Below are 19010 nucleotides of genomic sequence, written 5' to 3'. Positions count from 1 at the left end.
GATCAAGATCAAGAGCTGCAGCCGAGCTAACGCTCATCCTGTTGAGTGGTGAAGAGCACGAAGTGTTTCAGAATCTGAATTCGGCTCGGTATTTCACGTCGGCGTACCTCCACCAAACACCTCGGTCGGTCCCCTCTCCCTCTGGGAGAGGGCTAGGGTGAGGGTTTGCTTTTGGCTGTTTAAAGCAGTGTCGAAATAGCAGAACCTTCCCGCAATGTTTTCAGGTTGTCCGTCGGACGCCCGCTCTCTAGTCTTTGCCTGCCGCTGCCTGAGATCCCCGGAATGCTTGCAACTAGCGCCAACACCACGATAATTGGCGCCAGCTCAATCTGCTGCCTGTTTTATGGCGGCTGTGTGCGGGCAGACTTCGGTCTGGCCGGTTGCCTGCTCCGGTGGATCTCACCCTGCACATAGCTGCCACCTCTTCGCCGCGTGAGATCCGGCGAACGATGGCATCCCTACTTGCAGTAGCAGGAGTTGAACTTTGGACAAACTGATCCCCGCCCCTCCCCACGAAACCAAAACCCCACTCGAAGAAGCCCTCCGCACCGAAGACCAGGCCCGAAACCGCGAAGCCATCAAACGTGCCCTCGACTTCTACCTGTGCCCCGAACCTGCAAAGCCCCGCCGACCAAGCACCATGTTCATGGTCTGCCCCCAGGTCGACACCGAAAGCCTGCTCGCCCACGCTTGCGAGTCATTAGCCTCTGCAAGTACCGCGGCCAGCAACTTCGCCAATGAGCTAAGCGGTTCTCAGCGCAGCACGGTATTAGGCATCCAGCAAATCGTCATGCTCGCCGAACTGGCGGTAAATCGCGCACTGGATCGGGTAGACCCGCAAACCTGATCCTTACCGGGACATCGCAAACAGGCTGGCCCCATTGGGATAGGGGCGAGCCTGCTCAAGCTCATGACTTTGGAGATTGACGTTCGCGGCTCAACTCAGTGGCAGATGTGGCATTGACCGTTTATCGGAAACACCCCTCAACCTGTAATTTCTGACAGTGGCGCGATACCTCCAACTCCTGTCAGATAAGTCTTCCATCCAAACGGGTAAGAAGGAACTTGAATATGTCTGCTGAAAAAAATGTTGTGCCAGTCATCACCTCTGTGAGAGACGATAAGGGAGAGATTCCCAACGGTGGCGCCACCTCGGCAACTTCTGTGCAATTGAGCGGGGTTGCAGTTGCTGGAGAAAAAGTTGAAATCTTCGATGGTGCTGTTTTGAGGGGGCAAGTAGTTGTCAGTGCTGCAGGACGCTGGGATTTTCACCTGACGGGTCTGATGCTGGGTACTCATTCGGTTATGGCCAAAGGAAGCGCTGGTATGTCATCTACTCGTACGTTTGCCGTTGTTGCAGCGAAGTAACTGCCGATAAAAAAGCCGCTGTGCTTCATAGCCCGGCGGCTTTTCATGGGTCAGTAAGGCTGTTGGACTTTTATTGCGGGTAAAACCTTCGCACTTGGCTCACTGCGATTGAGCAGAGCTTCAAGTGCTCCACTCAAACTCGCAGCTTTGTCACCCACTAACAAGTGCCAAACCCCACCCTCCAACTGGCTGACACCCTGACAACCCAGCTCTTTCAACTGCGCGTCGGACAGAGCCTTGCCATCTGCCAGCAACAAGCGAATCCGGCTCATGGCAATGCAATCCAGTTGCAGCACGTTGTCGCCGCCACCCAGTGCATTCAGCCATTGCTGCGCTTCCGAACTCGCGACCACAAAAGCTTTCGGCTCATCAGCAACAACAGCGGTTTCAACCAAAATCGCACGCCCCAGCGCCGGCATCGCCAGGCGAATCTCATCCGCAATGCTGTCCGCCATCGGCCCGACCACCACCTGCAAACTACCGCCCTTGCCCGGACGCACAACCGCCATCGCACCCAGCGCTTTCAGATCCGCATCCGACGCCTTATTGCGATCGACCATTTCAAGTCGCAGTCGAGTGGTGCAGGCGCCGACCGTCAGCAAATTTTCCGCTCCGCCGAGTGCCTTGATGTAAGCACTGGCGCGTTCGTTCTGAGTCAACACGGCTTTTTCACTGACCGCCACATCCTCACGCCCCGGCGTCTTCAGATTGAAGCGACGAATACAGAAATCAAACACCGCGTAATACACCACGGCATAGGCCAGCCCGACCGGAATCACCAGCCAGCCATTGGTCGAACGCCCCCAACCCAGCACCATGTCGATGAAACCGCCGGAGAAGGTGAAGCCGAGGTGAATGTTCAGCGCATTGGTAATCGCCATCGACAACCCGGTCAGCAGCGCATGCAGCAGATACAGCAGCGGTGCCAGGAACATAAAGGCGAATTCGATCGGCTCAGTTACCCCGGTGAGGAATGACGTCAGCGCCATCGACAGAAAGATCCCGCCCATCACCTTGCGCCGCTCCGGCAGGGCATTGCGATACATCGCCAAACATGCGGCAGGCAGGCCGAAGATCATCATCGGGAACATGCCGGTCATGAACTGGCCACCCTTCGGATCGCCAGCGAAGTAGCGCGACAAGTCGCCAGTCACCAGTGCACCCGTGGTTGGATCGGTGAAGTTGCCGAACACAAACCACGCCATGTTGTTGAGGATGTGGTGCAGGCCGGTGACGATCAGCAGGCGGTTGAACACGCCAAACACGAACGCGCCGATACTGCCGCTTTCCATCATCAGCGCACCGAAAGCATTGATGCCGTGCTGGATCGGCGGCCAGATATAGCCGAACACCACGCCCAGACCGACCGCCGCGAACCCGGTGACAATCGGCACAAACCGTCGGCCACCAAAAAAAGCGAGGTACTCCGGCAGCTTGATGTCCTTGAAGCGGTTGTACAGCGCGCCGGCCATCAGGCCGCTGACGATCCCGGCGAGCATGCCCATGTTGATGCTTGCGTCGAGCACCTTGAGCGTGGAGATCATCACCAGATAACCGATCACTCCGGCAAGACCGGCGGTGCCGTTGTTGTCCTTGGCGAAACCGACGGCGATGCCGATGGCGAAGATCATTGCCAGGTTGGCGAAGATCACTTGGCCGGCATCGTGGATGATCGCGATGTTCAGCAGGTCGGTGTCACCCAGGCGCAGGAGCAGGCCGGCAATCGGCAGGATCGCGATCGGCAGCATCAGCGCGCGCCCGAGGCGTTGCAGGCCTTCGATAAAGAGTTGATACATGGCGGTTCTCCTTCTTGTTGTTATTAGCGCAGAGGCCAGTGTTGATGGCAGGCGTGACGCACGGCGGCGGCGCTGCTCAACTTGAGCAGGTCGCGGCTGAGGCGCTGGCATTCGGCTTCGTGCACCTGGCGCACGCGATCCTTGATTTCACCGATCTGCACCGGGCTGACCGACAGTTCGGTAACGCCCAAGCCGATCAACACGGGTGTGGCCAACGGATCAGAGGCGAGTGCACCGCAGACGCCGACCCAACGCTTGTGCACGGCCGCGCCTTCGCAGGTCATGGCGATCAATCGCAGCAGCGCCGGGTGTAGGGCGTCGACGCGGGCGGCCAGACCGGCGTGATCGCGGTCCATGGCCAGGGTGTATTGCGACAAATCGTTGGTGCCAATCGAGAGGAAGTCAGCGTGTTCGGCCAGTTGTTCAGCTTGCAGCGCGGCGGCGGGGACTTCGATCATCACGCCGATTTCTGGACGCTGGCTGATACCGAGTTCGTTGCACAGCGCATCGACGCGTTGGCGTATGTGCAGCAGTTCGTCGACTTCGGTGACCATCGGCAACAGGATCCGGCAGCGGTGCAGCGGGCTGACTTGCAGCAGTGCGCGCAGTTGCTGATCGAGGATTTCCGGGCGGGCCTGAGCCAGACGAATACCGCGCAGGCCGAGCACCGGGTTGGCTTCGATGGGCAGCGGCAGGTAGTCGAGTTGCTTGTCGCCGCCGACGTCGATGGTGCGGATGATCACCGACTTGTCGCCCATCGCATCGATCACGGCTTGATAGGCGCAGCGCTGTTCTTCGACATCCGGCGCGGTCTGGCGATCGACGAAGAGAAACTCGGTGCGCAGCAGACCGACGCCATCGGCGCCGTTGGCAAAGGCGTCTGCCGCTTCAGCGCTGGAGGCGACGTTAGCGACGACTTCGATGTGTACGCCATTTCGCGTTTCGGCCGGCAGGTGAGCTTTAGCCTGTTGAGCATCGCGACGTTGCTGACGATCAATTTGCGCCTGTTGAACTTCAGCCAAGCGCTCAGCGTTTGGCGTCAGTTCCAGACGACCGCCATCGGCATCGAGCACCACCGATTGACCTTGCGGCTGATCAAGCAATGCCGAACCCAGCGCCACCATGCACGGCAAACCTTTGCCGCGAGCGAGAATCGCCACGTGCGAAGTCGCGCCACCCTCGGCCATGCACAATCCGGCGACACCTTGCGCGCTGAGTTGCAGCAGATCCGACGGCGTCAGTTCATGCGCCGCGACGATGGCGCCGGCCGGCACATCGTAATTCCAGGCTTCGCCGAGCAATGCCCGCAGCACGCGTTGCTTGAGGTCGCGCAGATCATTGGCGCGTTCCGCCAGCAAAGCGCTGCCGGTGTGTTGCAGCATTTCGCACTGCACGTCGATCGACTGGCTCCAGGCGTGAGTCGCCGCAGAACCTTGTTCGATGGATTGCTGCGCGGCGTCGAGCAGCGCCGGGTCTTCGAGCAGTGCCAGATGCGCGGCGAAGATCGCTTCTTCATCGGCATTATTGTGTTTTTTCGCTTGAACAAGGGTGCCGTCGATTTTGTTGCGTACCTGAGTCAGCGCCGCTTCGAGCACCTGCTGTTGCTGCAGCGGATCATGATTGCCCGCATCCGTTGGCAAACTGATTGCGTTCAAACGAAACAGCGGCCCGCCAACCAGTCCCGGCGCAGCGCAGACACCGTGTAATACGCCTGCTTCGGCCGGGCGTTTAATAGCGGCAACATTGACCGGCGCCGCCGCGTGATGATCATCCGGCAACGCGGTGGCCAGCGCCGAGAGCAACGCTTGCAACGCCGCTTCGGCATCCGGGCCATGACAGCTGACTTGCACTTCATCCTGCTCGCCAACCGCCAGGCCCATCAAACCGATCAGGCTGTCGCACGGCGCCGATTTGCCAGCGAAATGCAGTTGCGACTGGCTTTTGAAACCTTGCGCGGTCTGCCGAATCAGCGCTGCCGGGCGCGCATGCAAACCACCGCGATGAGCCACCAACACATGACCCTGAACCTCCGGCCCACCGATAACTGCAGCGCTCGCTGCCGAACCATTGCGCGCCACAATGTGCAGCAACGGCTCGCCAACCTTCACCGCTTTGAGCGTAATCGGCCGTACCTGAAAATCCTGGCTGTTGGTCAGAATCAACAGGCTGACGAGGCTTTTGCATTGCTGGCCGACCTTGTCCAGGTCATAGCGCAACAACGGCTGACCCTTGCTGACACGCGTGCCATCCTTGACCAGCATCGAGAAGCCTTCGCCGTTCAACTCAACGGTGTCGAGCCCCAGATGCAGGAGGATTTCCGCGCCGTTGTCGGCCCGCACAGTGAGCGCGTGGCCGGTGCGCGCGACGTGAATGATCACCCCGGCGCACGGCGAGTACAGGGTGTCGTTGATCGGGTCGATGGCAATGCCGTCGCCCATCGCGCCGCTGGCGAACACCGCGTCCGGGACTTTGGCGAGCGTGAGCACCGGGCCGCTGAGCGGGGCGCTGAGGGTCAGCTCTTTATTGTTGTTGTGCATGGCTCGGTCTCATCAGTAATTTCGCTGATCCTTGTAGGAGCTGCCGCAGGCTGCGATCTTTTGATCTTGGTTTTTGTGAATCTAAATCAAAAGATCGCAGCCTTCGGCAGCTCCTACATGGAGTTACATCCTTTAGCCGTTATCAGTGCGTGCGGGTCACTTTGCTCAGGTGGCGCGGCTGATCCGGGTCCATGCCACGGGCCACGGCCAAACCGGCGGCCATCACGTAGAAGCTCTGAATCGCCAGAATTGGATCGAGGGCCGGGTGTTCGGCGCGGGTCAGCGTCAGATCGCGCTCGGCGATGTCATCCGGCGCAGCCAGCAAGACGCGGGCGCCGCGTTGACGCATCTCCGCCGCAAGACTCAGCAGGCCAGCCTGCTCGGCGCCGCGTGGCGCGAAGACCAGCAACGGATAGTGTTCGTCGATCAGCGCCATCGGGCCGTGACGCACTTCGGCGCTGCTGAACGCTTCGGCCTGAATCGCCGAGGTTTCCTTGAATTTCAGCGCCGCCTCCTGAGCAATGGCGAAACCGGCGCCACGACCGATGACCATCAAACGCTCGCAATCGCGCAGCGCTTCGATGGCCACGCTCCAGTCCTGTTTCGCCGCTTCGCGCAGGCCTTCAGGCAGGGCGTTACCGGCCTCGAGCAATTCGCTGTCCTCTTTCCAGTGCGCGATCAAACGGGCGCTGGCGCTGAGGGTGGCGATAAAGCTTTTGGTCGCGGCGACGCTGCTTTCAGTCCCTGCGAGCAGCGGCACGCTGAATTCACACGCGGCTTCCAGTGGCGAGTCGGCGGCATTGACCATCGACACACTGAGCGCGCCACGCTTGCGCAGCAGACGCAGGCTGTTGACCAGATCCGGGCTCTGCCCCGATTGCGAAAACGCGAACGCGACCTGACCGCTGACCTTCAACGGCGCTTGTTGCATGGTCACCACCGACATCGGCAACGACGCCACCGGCACACCCAGTTGCTGCATGGTCAGGTAGGCGAAGTAGCTCGCCGCGTGGTCGGAGCTGCCGCGCGCAACGGTCATCGCCACTTGCGGTGGCTGACGGCGCAGACGGCCGGCGATCTCGATCATTTGCGGGTCGAGCTGTTGCAGTTGGGCTTGCACGGCCTCGAACGAGGACAGTGCCTCTTCAAGCATTTTTGAAGTCAATGTCTTCTCCTTCGACCATGACGGCGGTCAGTGTGAGTGAGCGATCCAGCCGCACGCAGTCGGCCCAGGCACCCGGTTGCAGGCGCCCGCGTTCGTTGATGCCGAGGTAGTCGGCGGGGAATTGCGACAGGCGTTGCGAGGCCTCGGCGATCGGCAAACCGATCTTCACCAGGTTGCGCAGGGCCTGATCCATGGTCAGCGTGCTGCCGGCCAGCGTGCCGTCGGGCAGGCGCACGCCGCCCAGGCATTTGGTCACGGTGTGGCTGCCGAGCTTGTATTCACCGTCGGGCATGCCGGCGGCAGCGGTCGAATCGGTCACGCAATACAGGCACGGGATCGAGCGCAGGGCCACGCGGATGGCGCCGGGGTGCACGTGCAGCAAATCCGGAATCAGCTCGGCGAATTTGGCGTGGGCCAGCGCAGCGCCGACGATGCCCGGTTCGCGGTGATGCAGCGGGCTCATGGCGTTGTAGAGGTGGGTGAAACTGGTCGCGCCGGCCTCCATTGCAGCAACGCCTTCCTCGTAGCTGCCAAGGGTGTGGCCGATCTGCATGCGCACGCCACGGCTGCTCAGTTCGCGGATCAAACCGTCGTGGCCGGCGATTTCCGGGGCGATGGTGAGCACCCGGATCGGCGCCAGTGCCAGATATTCTTCGACTTCGGCCATCAATGCGGTGTGGGCGAAGTTCGGTTGCGCACCGAGTTTGCCGGGGTTTATGTATGGGCCTTCGAGGTGGACGCCGAGGACGCGCGCGGCACCTTTCGGACGCTGTTCGCAGAACTCTCCTACTTCCTTCAGGACGCTGGAGATCTCGGCACTCGGCGCGGTCATGGTGGTGGCCAGCAGCGAGGTGGTGCCGAAACGCACGTGGGTTCTGGTGATGGTTTCGAAAGCGCTGGCGCCTTCCATGATGTCTTTGCCACCGCCGCCGTGAACGTGCAGGTCGATGAAGCCCGGCAGCAGATACGGCAGGTCATTGCTCGCCGGATCGCAGGGCACGCCTTCGATCGACACGACTTTGCCGTGTTCGTGGATCAGCCGGCCGCGAATCCAGCCGCTGGCGGTGAGGATGTTGTCTTCGGACATTTCGGTTCTCGCTTTGGGCCGTTTTAGCGGCGCAGCTCTGCAACAAAGTCGTAATAGTCGTTGCGGCAATAGGTGTCGGTGACTTCGATTGGCGTGTTGTCTTCCAGATAGCCAACCCGGGTCATCAGCAACATGGCGGTGCCGGGGGCGATGCCGACCAGCGCGGCGAACTCGTCCGAGGCGTTGATTGCCTGAATGTGCTGCAAGGCGCGGACGATCGGTTTGCCGATGCCGTCGAGGTATTCGTAGAGCGAATCGCCGACCAATTGTGGTTTGGGCATGACCGAGGCGGGCAGGGTGCTCATTTCGATCGCCATAACGGTGTCATCGGCTTTGCGCAGACGTTTCATGCGCGCGACCTTGTCGTTCGGCGACAGGCTCAGGCGGATCAGTTCTTCGTGAGTCGGCAAAGTGATTTCGCGTTCCAGCCATTGCGAGCTGGGCACGAAGCCCTTCAGCCGCAGCATCTCGCTGAAACCGGAGAGGCGCGACAGCGGTTGTTCGAGGCGTGGCGTGATGAAGGTGCCGGAACCTTGCAGACGACGGATCAGGCCTTGATCGAGCAGGACTTCCAGCGCCTTGCGTGCGGTGACACGAGAGATGCCGAGCATTTCACTGAGATTGCGTTCGGACGGCATCGCCTGCTCGGACTTCCACTGCCCGGCATGAATCGCGGCTTCCAGATTGCGCGCCAGCTGCAGGTACAGCGGCGTCGGCTGGGAGTCGTCCGGGCGTAGGGTATGGAGGTCGTTCATGTAGGGCATTTCCGTCGCGAGTATAGGATTGTTGTGGCTCGCTTGTGGGGCGGAAATTAATACCACTTGAATACCATGTCAACGCGCGAAAATGGGCTTTGGCCCAGTAGGATGGCGGGTTTCAGGGGGTATGGTTTCAAGTGGTATTAGTGGTGGCCTGTAAAAAACAAAAGATCGCAGCCTGCGGCAGCGCCTACAGTTGAGAGTGGTATCACCTCTGTAGGAGCGGCCGCAGGCTGCGATCTTTTGATTTATTTTTTTGCGGGTGACCAGCGGTCGCTGGTTAAGGGCGGATTTCGACCATCGTGCCGTCTGGCACCAGATTCCACACTTCGCGCATGTCGACGTTACGCATGGCGACGCAGCCGTCAGTCCAGTCCAGGGTGTGGAACAGGTCTTCCGGGGTTTCTTCCGAATCCGGCGTGCCGTGGATCATGATCATCCCGCCGGGCTCGACGCCTTCACGTCGGGCGCGGGCCGAATCGCTGATGTTCGGGTAGGAGATGTGCATCGACAGATTGAATTTGTCGCTGGTCTTGCGCCAGTCGATCCAATAGAAACCTTCCGGCGTGCGTTTGTCGCCTTCTATCAGTTTCGGACCTTTTTTCGCGCCTTTGCCCAGGGAAATGCGATAGGTCTTCAGTGGCTTGCCGTCGGCGATCAGTTGCAGTTGATGCGCCGATTTGAGTACCAGGACTTTCTCGATGAGCGGGGTATTCGCAGGCGTCACGGTGGTCACGAATGACGCTTGGGAGACGGTAACGAACGACAGGCAGAACAGGGCAAGCAACCAGCGCATTGAAACGATTCCCCAGGAATGAAGCAGATACATGATTTATAGGTGTTGTGCAGACGTGCTCGGGTTATCGGCTGGCCGGCGACGAAATCAAGTAATGGCAGGCTGAGCGAGCGGCGGAATCGATTCCGAACGAACCGGATACACCTCAACACGCCGATCAGCGAAGAAGCATTCTAAGGTACGCCCCACCGTGCGGAAAGCCAGCTCGTCCCAGGGAATGTCGGCTTCGTCGAATAGTTGTACTTCGAGGCTTTCGGGGCCGGCGGCAAAGTCCAGATCGACCAGCTCGGCACGGAAGAACACATGCACCTGACTGATGTGCGGCACATCGATCAGCGTATAGATGCTCAGGTTGCGCACCCGGGCGCAGGCTTCTTCGGCAGTCTCGCGCTCGGCGGCCTGCTCGATGGTCTCGCCGTTTTCCATGAAACCGGCAGGCAGCGTCCAGTAACCGAGGCGCGGCTCGATGGCGCGGCGGCAGAGCAATACTTTCGTGCCCCAGGTCGGCACGCAACCGGCAACGATATTGGGGTTCTGATAGTGAATGGTCTGACAGCTGTCACAGACAAATCGCAGCCGCGAATCGCCTTCGGGAATGCGCTGGGTGACCGGGTTACCGCAGTGGCTGCAAAATTTCATGCTGGGCTTCCTGAATGCTGCGCCTATCTTGGCGTGCAGCGGTGTCGGTCGGCAAGTTGTCGTTTCGCGACACGACGGGTTTCGGGGGCTTGGGCGCTCGCAATGATTGGTGCATGATGCAGGGTAAGGCACTGATCGAGAACACTCATGCTGGACGAGCTACTGCATAGGGTAAGCAACCACACACCGCGCACGCTGGAGACCGACACACGTTTCCCCGAGGCCGCCGTTCTGGTGCCGATCACCCGCAGTGACCAACCGGAACTGGTGCTGACCTTGCGTGCCAGCGGGCTCTCGACCCACGGCGGCGAAGTCGCCTTCCCCGGTGGGCGCCGCGATCCGGAAGACCCGGATTTGATCTTTACCGCGCTGCGTGAGGCTGAAGAAGAAATCGGCCTGCCGCCCGGACTCGTCGAAGTCATCGGCCCGCTCAGCCCACTGATCTCCCTGCACGGCATCAAGGTCACGCCTTATGTCGGCGTTATTCCCGATTTTGTCGAATACCGCGCCAACGATGCCGAGATTGCCGCGGTCTTCAGCGTGCCGCTGGAATTCTTCCGCAAAGACCCTCGCGAGCATACCCATCGCATCGACTATCAGGGCCGCAGTTGGTATGTGCCGAGCTATCGCTACGGCGATTTCAAGATCTGGGGCCTGACCGCGATCATGATCGTCGAGTTGATCAATCTGCTCTATGACGCCAAGATCAGTCTGCATCAACCACCGAAAAGCTTTATTGACACCTAAGCCATCGCTCGAATGGCCATCACACCGTGAGCCCTGAGGAAAACAAGATGAAATACCGCCTGGGCGACGCCCGTGTCGAGACCCACCCACAGAGCTGGGTCGCCCCCAATGCCGTGCTAGTGGGCAAGGTCAAACTGGAAGAGGGCGCTAACGTCTGGTTCAACGCCGTACTGCGTGGCGATAACGAACTGATCCTGATCGGCAAGAACAGCAATGTGCAGGATGGCACGGTGATGCACACCGACATGGGCTTTCCGCTGACCATCGGCACCGGCGTGACCATCGGCCACAACGCGATGCTACATGGCTGCACCGTTGGCGATTACAGTCTGATCGGCATTAATGCGGTGATTCTCAACGGCGCGAAGATCGGCAAGAACTGCATCATCGGCGCCAATTCGCTGATCGGCGAGGGCAAGGAAATTCCGGATGGCTCGCTGGTGATGGGCTCGCCGGGCAAGGTCGTGCGTGAGCTGACCGAGCCGCAGAAGAAGATGCTCGAAGCCAGCGCCGCCCACTATGTGCATAACTCCCAGCGTTATGCGCGCGATCTGGTTGAGCAGGAAGAATGACTACGCCCGAAAGACCGGTTGCCTCGCCCTGCGTAAATATCTGTGCGCTGGATGAGGCTGATATCTGCACGGGCTGTCAGCGTACGGTTGCAGAGATCACCCGCTGGGGCCGCATGACCAACGACGAGCGCCGGCTGGTGCTGGGGTTGTGTCATGAGCGGGCGAAGGCGAGTGGGTTGGTGTGGATGATTGGGTCGGCCCCGAACAAATAGCAAAGAGCAAAAGATCGCAGCCTTCGGCAGCTCCTACATTTGAAATGCGTTCCCTTGTAGGAGCTGCCGCAGGCTGCGATCTTTTGATTCTGCTTTGGCTGAAGTAATCTGTGCGCCAATCTGCCAGGTCGCCCGCCATGATTTTCCTCATCGCCTACATCAGCAGCGTCGTGCTGATCAACTTCGCCTTTTCCACCGCACCGCACCTGGACATCATCTGGTCGGCCTGGGGCGGTCTGGTCTTCATATTGCGCGACATGGTGCAGACCCGTTTCGGCCACGGCGCGCTCGTGGCGATGCTGGCGGCGTTGGTGCTGTCCTACGTCACGTCAGATCCTTCCATTGCCCTTGCCAGCGCCACAGCGTTCGCGGTGTCCGAGATCATCGACTGGCTGGTGTTCAGCATCACCAAGCGGCCGTTGCGCGACCGCTTGTGGATCAGTTCGGCGCTGAGCATTCCTATCGACACTTTCATCTTCTTCGGCATGATCGACCTGCTGACGCCACCGGTGATCATCACCGCTCTGCTGTCGAAATTCGCCGGGGTTACCGCCGTCTGGCTGATCATGGCCTGGCGCGAGCGTAAACAGGCCGTCGCCAGCTGAAGCCAAACCCTCGGGTTCATGTAAAATGCCGCGCTTTCTCCCCATGGAAAGCGCGTCCGGCGTTGCTTTCCTCGATGATCCGCTTCTTTGAGGACCTGAGATGACCCGTATCGGAACTCCATTGTCGCCAACCGCGACCCGCGTATTGCTGTGTGGCTGTGGTGAGTTGGGCAAGGAAGTGGTGATCGAGCTGCAACGCTTGGGCGTTGAAGTGATTGCCGTCGACCGCTACGCCAACGCGCCGGCCATGCAAGTTGCGCATCGCAGCCACGTGATCAACATGCTCGACGGCGCCGCTTTGCGCGCGGTGATCGAAGCCGAGAAGCCGCACTTCATCGTGCCGGAAATCGAAGCCATCGCCACCGCCACCCTGGTTGAGCTGGAAGCCGAAGGCTTCACCGTGATCCCGACCGCGCGCGCTGCGCAATTGACCATGAACCGCGAAGGCATCCGTCGTCTGGCCGCTGAAGAGCTGGATCTGCCGACCTCGCCTTACCACTTTGCCGACACCTTCGAGGACTACAGCAAAGCCGTTGAGGACTTGGGTTTTCCGTGCGTAGTCAAGCCAGTGATGAGTTCATCGGGCAAAGGCCAGAGCCTGCTGCGCAGCGCCGATGACGTGCAGAAAGCCTGGGATTACGCGCAAGAGGGCGGTCGTGCCGGCAAGGGTCGGGTGATCATCGAAGGCTTTATCGATTTCGACTATGAAATCACCCTGCTGACCGTGCGCCACATCGGCGGCACCACCTTCTGCGCGCCAGTTGGCCACCGTCAGGAGAAGGGCGACTATCAGGAATCCTGGCAGCCACAGGCCATGAGTCCGATTGCCTTGGCTGAATCCGAGCGCGTTGCCAAAGCGGTGACTGAAGCGTTGGGCGGTCGTGGCCTGTTCGGCGTTGAGCTGTTCATCAAAGGTGATCAGGTGTGGTTCAGCGAAGTCTCGCCGCGCCCGCATGACACCGGCCTGGTGACCTTGATTTCGCAGGACCTGTCGCAGTTCGCCCTGCACGCTCGCGCGATTCTGGGCCTGCCGGTGCCGCTGATTCGTCAGTTCGGGCCTTCGGCTTCGGCGGTGATTCTGGTGGAAGGGCAGTCGACGCAGACCGCGTTCGCCAATCTGGGAGCTGCGTTGAGCGAGCCGGACACGGCGTTGCGACTGTTTGGCAAGCCGGAAGTGAATGGTCAGCGTCGCATGGGCGTAGCGCTGGCGCGGGATGAGTCGATCGAGGCTGCTCGTGCCAAGGCGACCCGTGCTGCTCAGGCGGTTGTCGTAGAGCTGTAAACCGAGTCGCGGCATTCGCGAGCAGGCTCGCTCCCACAGGGTTCTGTGTATGTCACAGACCTAATGTGGGCGCGAGCCTGCTCGCGAAGCTTTGATCTTCTGTCAGGCAACCCGATTCAGATCGTTATCCCTCGTCTCTTTCAGACACAGCACCGCAATCAAACTCAGCACCGCCGCCGCCGACACATACCCGCCGACATAACTCAAACCACCCATCGCCACCAGTTTCTGCGCAAAGAACGGCGCCGCCGAGGCCCCGACAATCCCGCCCAGGTTATACGCCGCCGAAGCGCCGGTATAACGCACGTGGGTCGGAAACAGCTCCGGCAACAATGCGCCCATCGGTGCAAACGTCACGCCCATCAAAAACAACTCGATACACAGAAACAGCGCCACGCCCCAGGTCGAACCCTGCGTCAGCAACGGCTCCATCAGAAACCCGGAAAGAACCGCCAGCACACCACCGATGAGCAGCACCGGTTTGCGTCCATAACGGTCGCTGGCCCACGCCGACAGTGGCGTCGCGGCGGCCATGAACAGCACGGCAAAGCACAGCAATCCCAAGAATGTCTCGCGGCTATAGCCCAGCGTGGACACCCCATAACTCAGGGAAAACACCGTCGAGATATAGAACAGCGCATAGCAGACCACCATCGCCGCCGCGCCCAACAAGGTCGGTGCCCAATACTGGCTGAACAGCTCAACCAGCGGCACTTTCACCCGCTCCTGACGCGCGATGGCGTTGGCGAAGACCGGGGTTTCGTGGAGTTTCAGGCGCACATACAGGCCCACCATGACCAGAACGGCGCTGAGCAGAAACGGAATACGCCAGCCCCAGCTGCGGAACTGCTCGTCATCCAGGGTCATGGCCAAAGTCAGAAACAAGCCGTTGGCCGCGAGAAAACCAATCGAAGGGCCGAGCTGTGGAAACATGCCGAACCACGCGCGCTTACCTTTCGGCGCGTTTTCCGTGGCCAGCAGCGCAGCACCGCCCCATTCACCGCCCAATCCCAGGCCCTGACCAAAGCGCAGCACGCACAGTAGAATCGGTGCCCAGGCGCCAATCGTGGCGTAACCCGGCAGCACGCCGATCAGCGTCGTACATACGCCCATCAACAATAGCGAAGCGACCAGCGTCGACTTGCGCCCGATGCGGTCACCGAAGTGGCCGAACAACGCCGAGCCCAGCGGTCGGGCGAGGAAGGCAATGCCAAAGGTCAGAAATGCCGACAGCATCTGCGCGGTGCCGGAGGTCTGCGGAAAGAACACCGGCCCGATCACCAGTGCAGCGGCCGTGGCGTAAACATAGAAGTCGTAAAACTCGATCGCGGTGCCGATAAAACTTGCCGTCGCGACTCGGGTGGCGGAGTTGCTCGGTTGGGCAGGCGCGGTGGCGCTGTAAGCGGTACTGGTCGTCATGCGGTGATCCCTGACAGTCATGAGCTCCGTTGGAGCGAATTATTATGGTCGAACACCCAGGGATGTGGGATGAGGCGCGGTCGCTGTTTCAGGTAGGAACAGTCGCCGGTGTACAGCTGAAATGGCCGAAGCCTGTCGGGTGCGGGGTAAGCACGAGGTTCGGCGGCGCTTGGGTAAGCGCCTCGATTATAGGAAGGGGGCTAACAATCAAACAAGAGCAAAGATTGCAGGGTAGGAGCTGCCGAAGGCTGCGATCTTTTGATCTTTTACCTGGCAGGCACCACAGCAGGCACAGAAGAGGTATGCCAGATCAACACCTTGCTCACGCGGTTCTCCTCGGTCTCGAGAATTTCCAGGCGATAACGCCCGATTTTCAGGCAAACCGAGCTTTCCGGAATGGTTTCCAGCGCCTCAGTGACCAGACCATTGAGGGTCTTAGGCCCATCACTCGGCAAATGCCAGCCGAGGCATTTGTTCAATTCGCGGATCGACGCGGTACCGTCAATCACCATCCGCCCGTCAGCCTGCGGATGAATGTGCGGGTTCTCCAGGCTGTGCTCGCTTTCGAATTCGCCGACAATTTCTTCGAGAATGTCTTCCAGCGTGACGATGCCAAGCACTTCGCCGTACTCGTCGACCACCATGCCGAGCCGCCGCTGCTGTTTATGGAAGTTCAGCAGTTGCAGTTGCAGCGGCGTGCTTTCCGGCACGAAATACGGTTCGTAACTGGCCGCCAGCAGCGCTTCGCGGGTCAGATCATCGTTGTTCAGCAGGTGGCGGATCTGTCGGGTGTTGAGCACCGCTTCAACCTGGTTGATGTCGCTGTGAAACACCGGCAGGCGCGTGCGCTTGTTATGGCGCAGTTGTTCGATGATCTCTTCGATCGAATCGTCGAGGTTGATGCCGTCGACATCGCTGCGCGGCACCAGAATGTCATTGACCGTGATGTTATCCAGCGCATGAATGCCCGAAACCGGGTGCGCGCGAACCGGATGTTCGGGGTCGTCGTGGCGATCCGACTGCACATCGTCTTCGCTTTGCTGCACGACCTGAGCCTTACGCGTAAACGGGCTCATCAGCAAAGCGCTGATACGACTGAACAGCCAGGCAAACGGGTAAATGATTTTCAGCGGCACGGCCAGCAAGGTGTTACCGAACGCCAGCACCGCGTCGGGATAACGCTGGGCCACGGTGCGCGGGAAGTAATCGGCAAACACCAGCAGGATTGCCCCGGCGCCGAGGCACGCGGCCCAAGGGCCGTTTTCTTCGCAAAGGAATATTGCCAGCAACGTCGCGATAACCACGGCGAGGGCGCGACACAGGGTGTTGCAGAGAATCAGGCTGTCGAGCGGGAAGCTCAGCTTCGCCAGCGGTTTATCGCTGGCGCGCGAGGCGGTGCGTTGCGCCAGCAGGTGCTGCTGCGCGATTTCGACGGCGGTAAACAGCCCCGACCACAAAATCAGCAGGACAAATACCGCGAGCATCGGCCCTAGGGGCAAACCGTCCATTTATGCCGCCCGTCAGATGTGCAGGATGTATTCACGAACCAGTTTGCTGCCGAAATACGCCAACATCAGCAGGCAGAAACCGGCGAGGGTCCAGCGAATCGCCTTGTGGCCGCGCCAGCCGAGGCGGTTGCGGCCCCACAGCAGCACGCTGAAGACGATCCAGGCCAGGCACGCCAGCAGGGTCTTGTGCACCAGATGCTGGGCGAACAGGTTCTCGACGAACAGCCAGCCGGAGATCAACGACAGCGACAACAGTGTCCAGCCGGCCCAGAGGAAACCGAACAACAGGCTTTCCATGGTTTGCAGCGGCGGGAAGTTTTTGATCAGCCCGGACGGGTGCTTGTGCTTGAGCTGGTGGTCTTGCACCAGCAGCAGCAAGGCCTGGAACACCGCGATAGTGAACATGCCGTAGGCGAGGATCGACAACAGAATGTGCGCGAGGATGCCTGGCTCTTCATCGATGATCTGCACCGTGCCGGTCGGCGCGAACTGCGCCAGTAGCACGGTGATCGCGCCCAGCGGGAACAGCAGCACCAGCAGGTTTTCCACCGGAATCCGCGAACAGGCGATCAGGGTCAGGGCGATCACGGCCGCCGCGATCAGGCTTGAGGCGCTGAAGAAATCCAGGCCCAGACCGATCGGGGTCAGCAGATGAGTGAGCAGGCTGGCGCTGTGGGCCACCACGGCGAGGACGCCGAGTGTAACCAGCAGGCGCTTGTTCGCCTTGGCGCCGGTGGCCAAGCGGGTGCTCTGATAAAAGGTCGCAGCGGCATAAAGAAGGGCGGCGGCGAGGGTGGTCAGCAAACTGGGTGACAAGGGGAGCATAAATCCTGTTAGGCAAGCCCGAAAGGGGCTGAGTTTGGCATAGAACCGCCATGGCACGAAAGACTCAGGAAGCTGACAGCGAGGTGTCCGCCAGCCGCAGTCTTCGCTATAATCCGCGACCTGCCCACGCCGCAGGCTCGCCGAGCACATGTTGATTCCGGTCTGGGCCGCCATTATCCCGGTCTACACAGGGCCTGAAAGGATCGCGCAATGTTTGAAAACTTAACCGACCGTCTCTCGCAGACGCTGCGCCATGTCACCGGCAAGGCGAAGCTGACCGAGGACAACATCAAAGACACCCTGCGTGAAGTGCGCATGGCGTTGCTCGAAGCCGACGTCGCCCTGCCGGTGGTCAAGGACTTCGTCAATTCGGTCAAGGAACGCGCTGTCGGCACCGAGGTGTCGCGCAGCCTGACGCCGGGCCAGGCGTTCGTGAAGATCGTCCAGGCCGAACTCGAAAGCCTGATGGGCGCGGCCAACGAAGACTTGAACCTGAGCGCTGTGCCGCCTGCCGTCATTCTGATGGCCGGTCTGCAGGGTGCCGGTAAAACCACCACCGCTGGCAAACTGGCGCGCTTCCTTAAAGAGCGCAAGAAGAAGTCGGTCATGGTTGTGTCGGCGGACGTTTATCGTCCTGCGGCGATCAAGCAACTGGAAATGCTCGCCGGTGAAGTGGGTGTGACCTTCTTCCCGTCCGACCTGAGCCAGAAGCCGGTTGACATCGCGCAAGCCGCTATTAAAGAAGCAAAACTGAAATTCATCGACGTGGTCATCGTCGACACCGCCGGTCGTCTGCACATCGACGAAGAGATGATGGGCGAGATCAAGGCGCTGCACGCCGCGATCAACCCGGTCGAAACCCTGTTCGTGGTCGATGCCATGACCGGCCAGGATGCCGCCAACACGGCCAAGGCCTTCGGTGATGCCCTGCCGCTGACCGGTGTGATCCTGACCAAGGTCGACGGCGATGCCCGTGGCGGTGCTGCTCTGTCGGTTCGCGCCATCACCGGTAAGCCGATCAAGTTCATCGGTATGGGCGAGAAGAGCGAAGCGCTCGATCCGTTCCACCCTGAGCGTATCGCCTCGCGCATTCTCGGCATGGGCGACGTGCTCAGCCTGATCGAACAGGCCGAAGCGACCCTCGATAAAGACAAGGCCGACAAACTGGCCAAGAAGCTGAAGAAGGGCAAGGGCTTCGACCTCGAAGACTTCCGCGATCAGCTGCAACAGATGAAGAACATGGGCGGCCTCGGCGGCCTCATGGACAAACTGCCGAGCATCGGCGGCGTCAACCTGTCGCAAATGGGCAACGCCCAGAACGCTGCAGAGAAACAATTCAAACAGATGGAAGCCATCATCAACTCCATGACCCCGGCCGAGCGCCGTGACCCTGAGCTGATCAGCGGTTCGCGCAAGCGCCGGATCGCCATGGGTTCCGGCACTCAGGTGCAGGACATCGGCCGCTTGATCAAGCAGCACAAGCAGATGCAGAAGATGATGAAGAAATTCACCGCCAAAGGCGGAATGGCGAAAATGATGCGCGGCATGGGCGGAATGTTGCCCGGCGGCGGCATGCCAAAGATGTGAGGTGTCCCGTCTCACCCATTCTGCTCACTTATGGCGGCGCCTGATGCCCTCATGATGCGTTGCCGCTCCTCGCCATAGCGAGCTATGACTCGTCGCGGCGCCTTGCT

The 19010-nt window shown here is 60.2% G+C and carries 18 protein-coding genes; 8 read left to right on the top strand and 10 right to left on the bottom strand.

The genetic code is table 11. From position 1 onward, the window contains the following. The first annotated feature begins 484 nt into the window (after positions 1–484). Positions 485–847, top strand: a complete 363-nt coding sequence (locus tag ACWR1S_RS22970; RefSeq protein ID WP_454565106.1) for a DUF6124 family protein — start codon at positions 485–487, stop codon at positions 845–847. A 224-nt stretch (positions 848–1071) separates the two neighbouring features. Beyond that, positions 1072–1368 (top strand): hypothetical protein, encoded by a 297-nt coding sequence (locus ACWR1S_RS22965; RefSeq protein WP_454565105.1) that lies wholly within the window; start codon positions 1072–1074, stop codon positions 1366–1368. Positions 1369–1418: 50 nt separating this feature from the next. Here ACWR1S_RS22965 and nagE read toward each other — a convergent pair whose 3' ends face one another. The 7 genes from nagE to ACWR1S_RS22930 form a co-directional block, all read right to left on the bottom strand. After that, positions 1419–3164 (bottom strand): N-acetylglucosamine-specific PTS transporter subunit IIBC, encoded by a 1746-nt coding sequence (gene nagE, locus ACWR1S_RS22960; RefSeq protein WP_454565104.1) that lies wholly within the window; start codon positions 3162–3164, stop codon positions 1419–1421. 23 nt (positions 3165–3187) lie between these two features. Then, a complete protein-coding gene (gene ptsP, locus ACWR1S_RS22955; protein ID WP_454565103.1) occupies positions 3188–5701 on the bottom strand; it encodes a phosphoenolpyruvate--protein phosphotransferase in 2514 nt (837 codons plus the stop codon). A gap of 142 nt (positions 5702–5843) precedes the next feature. Continuing rightward, positions 5844–6866, bottom strand: coding sequence for an SIS domain-containing protein (locus ACWR1S_RS22950; protein ID WP_454565102.1), 1023 nt, complete (start codon positions 6864–6866; stop codon positions 5844–5846). Beyond that, a complete protein-coding gene (nagA, locus tag ACWR1S_RS22945; protein WP_454565101.1) occupies positions 6847–7953 on the bottom strand; it encodes an N-acetylglucosamine-6-phosphate deacetylase in 1107 nt (368 codons plus the stop codon). The genes ACWR1S_RS22950 and nagA overlap by 20 nt, the downstream gene beginning before the upstream one ends. 23 nt (positions 7954–7976) lie before the next feature. After that, the gene (locus tag ACWR1S_RS22940; protein ID WP_454565100.1) at positions 7977–8708 is read right to left on the bottom strand and encodes a GntR family transcriptional regulator; all 732 of its coding nucleotides are present in this window, start codon (positions 8706–8708) and stop codon (positions 7977–7979) included. A 283-nt stretch (positions 8709–8991) separates the two neighbouring features. Then, entirely contained in the window at positions 8992–9507 is a 516-nt protein-coding gene (locus ACWR1S_RS22935) for a L,D-transpeptidase family protein (protein WP_077571251.1), read from the bottom strand. A gap of 87 nt (positions 9508–9594) precedes the next feature. After that, a complete protein-coding gene (locus ACWR1S_RS22930) occupies positions 9595–10146 on the bottom strand; it encodes an NUDIX hydrolase (protein ID WP_077571252.1) in 552 nt (183 codons plus the stop codon). 147 nt (positions 10147–10293) lie between these two features. Between ACWR1S_RS22930 and ACWR1S_RS22925 the strand changes: the two genes are divergently transcribed. The 5 genes from ACWR1S_RS22925 to purT all read left to right on the top strand — a co-directional run bounded on the left by ACWR1S_RS22925 (position 10294) and on the right by purT (position 13564). Continuing rightward, a complete protein-coding gene (locus tag ACWR1S_RS22925; RefSeq protein WP_077571253.1) occupies positions 10294–10893 on the top strand; it encodes a CoA pyrophosphatase in 600 nt (199 codons plus the stop codon). 47 nt (positions 10894–10940) lie between these two features. Next, positions 10941–11465 (top strand): gamma carbonic anhydrase family protein, encoded by a 525-nt coding sequence (locus ACWR1S_RS22920; RefSeq protein WP_034154816.1) that lies wholly within the window; start codon positions 10941–10943, stop codon positions 11463–11465. Further along, on the top strand, positions 11462–11677 hold the full coding sequence (locus tag ACWR1S_RS22915) for a DUF1289 domain-containing protein (protein WP_454565099.1): 216 nt from the start codon (positions 11462–11464) through the stop codon (positions 11675–11677). Before ACWR1S_RS22920 ends, ACWR1S_RS22915 begins: the two co-directional genes overlap by 4 nt. Positions 11678–11814: 137 nt before the next feature. Then, positions 11815–12282: a preQ0 transporter gene (locus ACWR1S_RS22910; protein ID WP_454565098.1), complete on the top strand. Its 468-nt coding sequence runs from the start codon at positions 11815–11817 to the stop codon at positions 12280–12282. 100 nt (positions 12283–12382) lie between these two features. Beyond that, positions 12383–13564 carry a formate-dependent phosphoribosylglycinamide formyltransferase gene (gene purT / locus ACWR1S_RS22905; RefSeq protein WP_102900595.1) on the top strand — a complete coding sequence of 394 codons (1182 nt, stop codon included), beginning with the start codon at positions 12383–12385 and terminating at the stop codon, positions 13562–13564. 102 nt (positions 13565–13666) lie between these two features. Here purT and ACWR1S_RS22900 read toward each other — a convergent pair whose 3' ends face one another. The 3 genes from ACWR1S_RS22900 to ACWR1S_RS22890 form a co-directional block, all read right to left on the bottom strand. Continuing rightward, the gene (locus ACWR1S_RS22900) at positions 13667–14983 is read right to left on the bottom strand and encodes an MFS transporter (RefSeq protein ID WP_454565097.1); all 1317 of its coding nucleotides are present in this window, start codon (positions 14981–14983) and stop codon (positions 13667–13669) included. 266 nt (positions 14984–15249) lie between these two features. Beyond that, positions 15250–16491 carry a transporter associated domain-containing protein gene (locus ACWR1S_RS22895; protein WP_454565096.1) on the bottom strand — a complete coding sequence of 414 codons (1242 nt, stop codon included), beginning with the start codon at positions 16489–16491 and terminating at the stop codon, positions 15250–15252. A gap of 12 nt (positions 16492–16503) precedes the next feature. Further along, positions 16504–17316 (bottom strand): cytochrome C assembly family protein, encoded by an 813-nt coding sequence (locus ACWR1S_RS22890; protein WP_454565095.1) that lies wholly within the window; start codon positions 17314–17316, stop codon positions 16504–16506. Positions 17317–17526: 210 nt separating this feature from the next. Here ACWR1S_RS22890 and ffh point away from each other — a divergent pair, with 210 nt between their 5' ends. Beyond that, positions 17527–18903 (top strand): signal recognition particle protein, encoded by a 1377-nt coding sequence (ffh, locus tag ACWR1S_RS22885; RefSeq protein WP_053117442.1) that lies wholly within the window; start codon positions 17527–17529, stop codon positions 18901–18903. Positions 18904–19010: the final 107 nt, after the last annotated feature.

The organism is Pseudomonas sp. AIG, from assembly GCF_977020205.1.
The sequence above is the reverse complement of the archived record's forward strand: the minus strand, read 5'-3'. Positions and strand labels throughout refer to the sequence as shown.